Source organism: Pseudomonas sp. PA-4-8C, from assembly GCF_021606625.1.
In the GTDB taxonomy this organism is placed as follows: Bacteria; Pseudomonadota; Gammaproteobacteria; order Pseudomonadales; family Pseudomonadaceae; genus Aquipseudomonas; species Aquipseudomonas lactis.
The window spans coordinates 1-8,604 of sequence record NZ_WKCD01000242.1 but is presented as its reverse complement, the minus strand read 5'-3'; the positions used below and the strand labels follow the sequence as shown (position 1 = coordinate 8,604).

The following is an 8,604-nucleotide window of genomic DNA, read 5'->3' as shown; positions in this document are numbered from 1 at the left end:
AAACCCGAGAATCGCCCAAGTGCAGGCGGTAAAGCTCATTTCGCACGGGTAAATGCCAGGACAGTGGCGACTCATTTCCACCATCTGATAGCGCAACAAGTTGTAGCCCAACAACACGCCCCACAACTCTTGCTCGATCATCTCTGGCGTCTTGCTGCGCAGCGTATAACTGCTGTTGAGCAGCGTCTGTTTCATCTCCCGAAATCCGAGTTCAATCTCCCATCGCTGGCTGTACAGATCGACGATTTCGTCGGATGGAAAGCGCAGCGGATCGGCCATCGACGTCAGGATCTGACACACCTTGCCCTTGACGGTTTTGCTCAGCAGTCGCGCGGTCAGCCGATCCGGCAATGGCATCAGCGCTCCGAACAGCAGGGCTATTGCGCCAGCCAAGCTGGTTGCGCTTGCGCGCAACGCGCCATGCCTGGTGCATCATGAAAAAGCACCCAACCGATGAAGATTGGGCTAAGTCATTGAAAAATATGGTCGGTACGGAGTGATTCGAACACTCTACCCCTAGCACCCCATGCCATTAACTTATGGATTTCACTGGACATCCACCCTCTGCTCCGAGGCCATCTTCCAGTTGAGCATTTAGCTGACAAAGTAAAGCCCTGACGGTTCATGGCCGTCAGGGCTTCTAATTTCTCAAGCATCTCAACATGGCGGAATGTATAATTATGATAGCAAGCTAACGATTAAATGTCGAGATTCTCAGCCACGATATCGTTTCGATTACAAATTTCAGCTAAGAAGCCACGGGTTCTGCATTTAGTTTCCCAGCCATTCCCTTAAGGCCCGGAACTCGTGACCGATCCTTTTCTATGCTCGTTGAGGAGAGGAGCTCTCGCCACTCTTCAAGGTAAAACACGCAGCCATGACAGCCTCATGGAAATTCGCTGACGTAACGGCCCCGATCGGCGTGCGGTCTTCCAGCATTCGGTGAGGATTCAGTAATGCTCGGTAAATCTCCCAGGAATCAGCGTCCTGCGAATGCTTCAGAACAGCCTGCACCAACCTATGTTTCAGGGGATCTAGGTGCCAATCTGGAACGCGCTGCCCCTGGTTACCCAGGCTCAGCGCAAGCACTTTTCTGGCCTGAATCTCGTAACTGATCCTCCGGCGTGATTTACCGGCCATCTCAGCGAACACCGCAGCCGGCAGGTTATGCGGGGCATTGAACATCTCCAGCATTTCCAGCCGCTCACGCTGAATATCCGAAAACTCAGGCATTGGTCCCGAAACAGCCGATATGCGCTGAACAGTCGCTGGCAGAGTTGGCATCGTGCTCCCTGACTTCGTCACCAGCAGGATGGGCGCAGGCGTCATTGCCGGGATCACTTCGTCAATACCATCCGCCAATTGCGGAACACTTTCTAGATGAACCGTGAGGTGCATGCTGGCTGACTCGATCTGGTTTTGCTCGAACAGGTTCAGCCGGTCGGCCCAGTCCTGCATCATGCGCCGCCGTTGCTCCACGTATTCGGCATGGTTGTACGCCGAGCTCACTTTGTCAGGATCAGAGTGCGAGAGCTGCGCATCGACCCAGGCCTTAGGGTAGCCAATTTCGTTGAGAGCGGTGGAAATGGTCCCCCTGATGCCATGACCTGTCAGTTGATCCTTGTACCCGATCCGTTTCAGCGCGGCGTTGAGTGTGTTTTCGCTGATGCGCTTTTTCAGATCACTGTAGTGAGTAAACAGGTATCGCTGCGCCGGCTTCACTTGATCGAGCAGGTGGCGAACGACCTCCATCGCCTGCACAGAGAGCGGCACGATGTAGGGCGGGATATCACCGGAACGCTTGCCTTCCTTGCGCAGTTCAAGCTGCAGCTGTTTTACCACTTCAGGGGGGATGATCCAGAGGCCCTTATCAAGGCGAAACTGATCCGGCGTCGCCAGTCGCAACTCCCCAGTGCGAACCCCTGTCAAAAGTAGCAACCGAAGGCCAAGCTGGGTCTGCAGCTTACCGGGATACTTGCGTAGTATCTGGAGCATGACCGGAAGTTCAGGCATGCGCAGAAATGGATTGTGACGCACAGGCGGCTGAGGCAACGCGACGACATCCAGATCGAACGCTGGGTTCAGCGGTAACCCAGGGACGATGATCAGTGCGTAACGGAACATCTGCCGGAACCAGGTACGGACCTTTTCGGCGGTAGTGAGCGCCTTTCTACGCTCGATCCTTGCAACGACTTCCAACAGGTCGGGGCGCTGGATCTCATAGATTGACCGCTTCCCAAGAACAGGAAGAACGTCTTTGGCAAAGATGCGCTGGATCTGTGAAAGCGTGCTCTGCCGTCCTTCCTTGAGAACGAGCCTACGATGCTCGACCCACTTGTCAAACACGGCCTTGAATGTGTTCTCGTCCGCGAGGCGGACGGACTGCCGCTTCTGCTTACGGTGTGCTCGGGGGTTGATGCCCTTGGCCAAAAGAGCTCGAGCTTCGTCGCGTAGGGCACGCGCTTCCCGGAGACTGACCTCAGGGTAAGTGCCCAGCGACATGCGTTTCTGCTTACCGGCCCAGTAGTAGCGGTAGTGCCACGACTTTCCGCCTTCAGGCGCCACCGCCAGGGACAGCCCATCAAGGTCGCCGAGGGTGTAGGGCTTTCCGGTTGCTTTTGCTTGCCGGACAGCCAGATCCGAGAGTGCCATGCTCTAGCTCCTGAACTCTTGGTCAGAACTAGATACTTGTCGCGCAGGCCTCGCTCCTCCAGCAACAATCCGGAAACCGTGACACCCGTATTGATGGACTTAAAAATGGACTTAAAAGTCGTGGCTGTCGGTGGTTTCCAGTGGAACTCGCTGGAACGAAAAAAGGACCCTAAGGTCCTGATTTCAGAGACCTACATAATTCCACGGAACTCTGTAGATCATAATTTGGAGCGGGAAACGAGACATTTACTAGGCGCGTAAGTCGTTGTTTCCCGAACACTTTCTTCGCCGAGGTGGCCAGCGAAGACCTTAATTGTAGCCTTGTTTTTCGTCCCCGGCAACAAGTTCGTCCAAAGAAATCCATCGACGTCCAAAGACGCACACTCCACGCACCAGACCCGCACCCCGCACATCGCCATCCGCGTGGACTCGAACTAGCACCCCATATCCCGTTCTCTGCTTCTGCATCTTTACCGCGATGCCGACTAGGCAGCAGGCTTCCGATGTCGGGGCAGTTCGGATGCCAACGTGGAAAGGCGCGCACCGCGCATCGCGGCGCCATCTGCGCAAGCCACGCCGGAAGAACGCACACCCTAGCCATGGTGCGTCGGCGCGCGATTCTTTATGGATATATCAGGATGCCGGGATGAGCATGACGGGAGCGCATTCGCTGCGTCCGGCTTGACGTTGGATGACGATTGCCATCCCCTTCGCACCCCTTGAGACCGTTGGCATATCAGGCCATACCCAGACGGTTTTGCAGGGGCCGCAACTTCTTACGACCCTGATAGCGTGAGCGTCACTGTCGAGCCTGCGTCCTGATGCTCGACCTTCTAGTCGATGAATTTTTACACATCGAGCACACGACGGCTACCAGTAGCGCCGACTGGTAAGAGGTACTCAAGCCCAATGACGAAGCCGCCCTCGGGGCTCGCTTCCTGCACAGACAACACACCGGCCATGAGGTCGGCGGCAAAGGAGTCGGCCATGTAGTTCTTCTCCTGGAAGGAGACGGAGCATGCAAGAGAACAAGAATGATGCACCCACATCAAAGGTGTTCTATCGCCCGATCGAAGCGTCCATCCGCTGGGCCGGGCTGCTGCGGTACGAGCAGGTGATTCTGGCCTCGATTTCGTCGCCCCGGAACCTGCCACTTTCGCTGGACTGCCCACGCTGGGGCGAACTGCGGCTGTACACCGAACGCATCTATGACGGCATCCTCAATGGGGAGCTGCCCTTCGGGCAGGACGGCATCACGACGCACGACACCGAACTGATCGACTCTCTCGATCTCACCGTCCGCCATGTCGATCTAAAGCGCTGGATGCGCCAGCAATACCCCGAACAGCGACCAGGCTTTCTCTTCTCCCGCAGCGAGCGCATCACCCATCCCTTCATCTCGCTAGAGACTGGGCAAGCCATGCTGGTTGAGCAGCTCGCCCTGAAATCCGCCTTGGAACAGTCCAAGCGCCAACTTCGCGAGCTGCAGGACAAGCACGACGCGCTGCTCAAGCAGTCCACGGTGATTCCCGCCTGCGCGCAGTGCCCGATCAGCGATCGGGCCGAGGCCACCTACCTGAACATCATCGGGGGCATGCTGGAGCTGATGCTCGGCCAGTCGCCCTCGGGCATGCCGTACTCCAGCTTCAAGACGCAGGAGGCCGTGGTCAGCGCACTGGTCGCCCATCACCACGGCGTCATGGGGATCGCCGAGCGGACGTTGAACGGAAAGTTCGCCACGGCCAGACGCCGGCTGCATAGCGCCACGCTCTGAGGATTGCCAGCTTGTATGTGCAGTCGCGGAGATTGCATTTGCAATGTCTTTCCGCAGCCGTGTCTATTGAATAGAGGTCACGCCAACAAACGCCACTGAGCGTTCAGGAGTGACCGCCATGTCGCAAACACCTGTACTGCCGCCGAACGAGCGCCGTATCCTGCGCCTTGATGAAGTCGAAGCCAAGTCCGGCTTCAAGCGCGCCCACATCTACAACCTGATGAAGAAGCGCCAGTTCCCGCAGGCGCTGCGCCTGGGTGTGCGCGCCGTCGGCTGGGATTCCATCGAAATCGATCAGTGGATCGCCGAGCGCGTCAACAACCGGGCCTGACCCGTTCTCCCGCGGACCTTCCATCCTCACACGGAGAACGCCATGCAGGTTGTATCCATCATTTCAACGAAAGGTGGCGTCGGCAAGACCACCACGGCCGCGAACCTGGGCGGGCTCGTCGCCGACGCGGGGCTGCGCGTGCTGCTGCTCGATCTCGACGTGCAGCCCACCTTGTCGTCCTACTACGAACTAGGACACCGCGCGCCTGGCGGCATCTATGAACTGCTGGCCTTCAACGAGCGTGACCTCGGCCAGCTCGTGTCCCGCACAATCATTTCGGGCCTGGACCTGGTGCTGTCCAACGACCACCGGGGCGAGTTGAACACCTTGCTGCTGCACGCGCCGGATGGACGCCTGCGGCTACGGCACCTGCTGCCGGTCCTGGCCCCCTTCTATGACCTGGTGCTGATCGACACCCAGGGCGCGCGCTCGGTGCTGCTGGAGATGGCGGTGCTCGCTTCCGATCTCGCGCTGTCACCCGTGACCCCGGAAATCCTCGCCGCCCGCGAGCTGCGGCGCGGCACCATGCAGTTGCTGGAGGACATCGCACCGTACCGGCACCTCGGCATCGAGCCGCCACCGCTGCACCTGCTCATCAACCGCGTCCACCCCTTGTCGGCGAACGCCCGGCTGATCCAACAGGCCTTGCGCGACCTGTTCCAGGACCACGCCGGCATCCGCGTGCTGACCACCGACGTGCCGGCCATCGAAGCCTATCCGCGCGCCGCGACGCGCGGCCTACCAGTGCATCGGGTCGAATACCGCCAACCACCGGGCAGAGTCGCCCCCGCCGCGCTCGACACCATGCGCGGCCTCGCCGGCGAGCTGTTCCCGCAGTGGCAACACCGATTTGCCGCGGTGTCCGGCCGTTCGCCAGTCCCTCTTGATACCGGGAGGCCCCATGGCGAACGCACATGAACTGGCCCGAGGGCACAAACGGCTGCGCGCCCTGATCGAGTTCGCTGTCGGTGAAGGCTGGCACGTCAAGCGCACGCCGGGCGGCCACCTCAAATTCACCAAGGCAGGCTGTGCCGCGATCTACACCAGTTCGACGGCCAGCGACCACCGGGCTGCCCTCAACGCCCGTGCGCAGATCCGCCGCGCCGAGCGCGAGGCCCGATCCCAAGCGCAGGGAGGCAGCCATGGCTGAGATCACCTCCCAGCAAATGGCAGGCAAGCTGCTCGCGGCCGGGTTCGAGCGCAGCGGCCCGGCCGCGTCGGCCTTGAGCGACCCGATCGCCGACACACCCATGGTCGTGACCCTGGACCAGTTACGCCCCTACGACCATGACCCGCGCAAGAAGCGCAATCCGGCCTATGAGGAAATCAAGGCATCCATCCGCGAGCGTGGTCTGGATGCGGCACCGGCCATCACCCGACGGCCTGGCGAGGGCCACTACATCATCCGCAACGGCGGCAACACGCGGCTGGCGATCCTGCGCGAACTGTGGTCGGAGACCAAGGACGAGCAGTTTTTCCGCATATCGTGCCTGTTCCGGCCGTGGCCCAGCTGCGGCGAAGTCGTCATGCTGACCGGCCACCTAGCCGAGAACGAACTGCGCGGCGGCCTCACCTTCATCGAGCGCGCCCTCGGCGTCGAGAAGGCGCGCGAGTTCTACGAGCAGGAAAGCGGCGCCGCCCTGAGCCAGTCCGAACTGGCCCGCCGCCTGGCCGCCGATGGCTTCCCGGTCCAGCAGTCGCACATCAGCCGCATGAACGACGCGGTGCGCTACCTCCTGCCGGCGATCCCCGCCGTGCTCTATGGCGGCCTCGGCCGCCACCAGGTCGAACGCCTGTCGGTCATGCGCAAGGCCTGCATGTTCGCGTGGGAACGCTACGCCAAGGGCCGCACGCTGGTCCAGGACTTCGACGAGTTCTTTCAAGAAGTCTTGTCGCAGTTTGATGTACAGGCCGACGAGTTCTCCGCGCAGCGCGTACAGGACGAGCTGATCGGTCAGATGGCCGAGCTGCTGGGCGTCGATTACGACGTGCTCGCGCTGGACATGACCGAATCCGAGAGCCGCCAGCGCGCCCTGGTCAGCGATCCGACGCCATCCTCGACACCGCCCGCCTTGCCGGAGCCTGGGGTTATCGGGCGCCCACCTGCCAACGCCTCTCCGCCCACCACAGGGCCAGCATCGGCAGCGCAGCCTGCAGGCCCTGCGTCTCCCACCTCAACGCGCGAGAGCGACGCAGATGCCAACGAGGCGGGCACGGCCAGTCCGACAGCGAACGACCACCTGCTTCAGAAGCACATCGTCTCACCGGCGCCAACGACCGAACGGCTCCAGTCCATCCAGCGCATGGTCGCCGACCAGTTGGGCGATGCGCTGCCGCCCGACTTCTCGGCGAACGTCTTGCAGTCCATCCCCGTGCAGGCCGGCGGGCTCTATCCGATCTCTGATGTCTGGTACATCGACGCGAGCCTGGACACGCCCGAGCGCCTGCGCATCCACGTCGCGCAGTTCGCCCGCGAGATCGCGGGCGAGGCCCGCCTGGACGAGTGCATCGATGACCGTCCAGACGGCATCGGTTTCGCCTGCCGTACCCACGCCCAAGACCCGGGGCCGCTGGGCCGTGCCGTCCTGGCGCTGCTGGCATGCCTGGCCGGTCAGCAGCCCGCCGACGTCGGCTTGGATAACAGGCAATTCGTCATCGACCTGTCGGCGCTGCTGCACGGAAAAGGCGACGCAACCCGGCGACTGAGCGACACCGCACTGGTCAAGCTGTTCCGGCTGCTGCGGCTGGCCCGCCGTCTGCTCGACCTGAACGCCGGCGCTGCGGACCCTGGAAAGTGACCGAGGGAGGCCAGCATGTCCGCACCACACCCACTCAACCAGGCCGTCATCGCCCAGGCCCTCTATGACCTGCGCAATGGGCAACTGCGCCGCTGCAAGCTGATGGGGTTTGGCGAGGAAGAGCTGGACGCCCTCAAGCATCCCGCGCTGATCAGCGTGCTGGCCAACGCCAACGTCTCGTGGTGCTCGGTGACGGTCAACCGCGAAGTGCTCCGTCGTCTGCTCAGGCAGGCGCAGGATGTGGAGAAGGAGATCGCCACGGTCGATCGCATGCTGCGCCTCGGCGCGAGCACCGAAATGGTCAGCCGCTTCTACGGCCTGACCCACCAGGAAGTGGCGCTTCGCCGCGAAATCCTCGGCCTGCCCAAGCGCAAGGGTCGCCATCCCGTGCTGGACGAGAAGCAGGACACGGAGCTGTGGCGGCAATGGAAGGCCGTGACCAGCAGCAGGAACGTCGATCTCGAAGACGAGACCTCCATCCTCGATGCCGCCATGGACTTGGCCGAAGGCATGTCGCTGCCTCTGTCGGTGGTCTGGGCCTCGATCAAGAGCTGGGTCGATCAAGGATTGGGTTGACCATGGCCGTGGACGACACCGCACCACGTCGTGGCCCCATCGCACTCGCAGACCTGTTCGACGCTGCGCTGAAAGACCTTGTGCCCAAGCCCAACGCCGACGCGCCCCCGCCCACACCCACGCCTGTCGCGATGCCCACGGGCCCGGCGTCTGGCGATGCCTTCCTGTTCAGCGGCAACCGACACGAGACCGTACCGCGACGGCTGTTCCTCGACCGTCGCCTGACGCCACTGGAGCGCAACGCCTGGCAGGTCTTCCGGCTGATGCTCAATGACGATGGCGTGACGGCGTTCCCGACGTATGAACAGGTTCGGCCTTGGCTGGCGTCGATGCCCTGCGCCGGGCAGGCCTCGCACGAAACCGTGGCGCGAGCCCTGACGCTGCTGCGGCTGACCCGATGGCTGAGCCTGGTGCGGCGACGGCGCGATGCCAAGACCGGCCGCATCCTCGGCAATCTCTATGTCCTGCACGAC

The 8,604-nt window shown here is 61.6% G+C and carries 9 protein-coding genes and 1 pseudogene; 7 read left to right on the top strand and 3 right to left on the bottom strand.

The genetic code is table 11. The features are described 5' to 3' along the window. From GIW04_RS24300 to GIW04_RS24290, 3 genes and pseudogenes are all read right to left on the bottom strand, one after another. Window positions 1-351: pseudogene (locus GIW04_RS24300) on the bottom strand (transposase); the annotation flags it as partial. A gap of 471 nt (window positions 352-822) precedes the next feature. Then, window positions 823-2,652: a tyrosine-type recombinase/integrase gene (locus GIW04_RS24295; protein WP_057003693.1), complete on the bottom strand. Its 1,830-nt coding sequence runs from the start codon at window positions 2,650-2,652 to the stop codon at window positions 823-825. 848 nt (window positions 2,653-3,500) lie between these two features. Beyond that, entirely contained in the window at window positions 3,501-3,641 is a 141-nt protein-coding gene (locus GIW04_RS24290) for a hypothetical protein (protein WP_167362151.1), read from the bottom strand. Window positions 3,642-3,670: 29 nt separating this feature from the next. Between GIW04_RS24290 and GIW04_RS24285 the strand changes: the two genes are divergently transcribed. The 7 genes from GIW04_RS24285 to GIW04_RS24255 form a co-directional block, all read left to right on the top strand. Then, entirely contained in the window at window positions 3,671-4,426 is a 756-nt protein-coding gene (locus GIW04_RS24285) for a hypothetical protein (RefSeq protein WP_090520180.1), read from the top strand. A gap of 118 nt (window positions 4,427-4,544) precedes the next feature. After that, window positions 4,545-4,757 (top strand): AlpA family transcriptional regulator, encoded by a 213-nt coding sequence (locus tag GIW04_RS24280; RefSeq protein WP_011804751.1) that lies wholly within the window; start codon window positions 4,545-4,547, stop codon window positions 4,755-4,757. Window positions 4,758-4,799: 42 nt separating this feature from the next. Beyond that, window positions 4,800-5,675, top strand: a complete 876-nt coding sequence (locus GIW04_RS24275) for a ParA family protein (protein WP_090520178.1) — start codon at window positions 4,800-4,802, stop codon at window positions 5,673-5,675. After that, window positions 5,659-5,907 carry a hypothetical protein gene (locus GIW04_RS24270; RefSeq protein WP_023907650.1) on the top strand — a complete coding sequence of 83 codons (249 nt, stop codon included), beginning with the start codon at window positions 5,659-5,661 and terminating at the stop codon, window positions 5,905-5,907. Before GIW04_RS24275 ends, GIW04_RS24270 begins: the two co-directional genes overlap by 17 nt. Further along, on the top strand, window positions 5,900-7,555 hold the full coding sequence (locus GIW04_RS24265) for a ParB family protein (protein ID WP_236479268.1): 1,656 nt from the start codon (window positions 5,900-5,902) through the stop codon (window positions 7,553-7,555). The genes GIW04_RS24270 and GIW04_RS24265 overlap by 8 nt, the downstream gene beginning before the upstream one ends. A gap of 15 nt (window positions 7,556-7,570) precedes the next feature. Beyond that, entirely contained in the window at window positions 7,571-8,131 is a 561-nt protein-coding gene (locus GIW04_RS24260; RefSeq protein WP_003821054.1) for a DUF2857 domain-containing protein, read from the top strand. A 2-nt stretch (window positions 8,132-8,133) separates the two neighbouring features. Further along, the coding region (locus tag GIW04_RS24255) for an STY4528 family pathogenicity island replication protein (RefSeq protein ID WP_236479267.1) at window positions 8,134-8,604 on the top strand (471 nt) is incomplete at its 3' end.

Coding starts and splice junctions, on each gene's coding strand:
- GIW04_RS24295 (WP_057003693.1), bottom strand. CDS start 2,652: ATGGCACTCTCGGATCTGGCTGTCCGGCAAGCAAAAGCAACCGGAAAG.
- GIW04_RS24285 (WP_090520180.1), top strand. CDS start 3,671: ATGCAAGAGAACAAGAATGATGCACCCACATCAAAGGTGTTCTATCGC.
- GIW04_RS24275 (WP_090520178.1), top strand. CDS start 4,800: ATGCAGGTTGTATCCATCATTTCAACGAAAGGTGGCGTCGGCAAGACC.
- GIW04_RS24260 (WP_003821054.1), top strand. CDS start 7,571: ATGTCCGCACCACACCCACTCAACCAGGCCGTCATCGCCCAGGCCCTC.
- GIW04_RS24280 (WP_011804751.1), top strand. CDS start 4,545: ATGTCGCAAACACCTGTACTGCCGCCGAACGAGCGCCGTATCCTGCGC.
- GIW04_RS24290 (WP_167362151.1), bottom strand. CDS start 3,641: ATGGCCGACTCCTTTGCCGCCGACCTCATGGCCGGTGTGTTGTCTGTG.
- GIW04_RS24270 (WP_023907650.1), top strand. CDS start 5,659: ATGGCGAACGCACATGAACTGGCCCGAGGGCACAAACGGCTGCGCGCC.
- GIW04_RS24265 (WP_236479268.1), top strand. CDS start 5,900: ATGGCTGAGATCACCTCCCAGCAAATGGCAGGCAAGCTGCTCGCGGCC.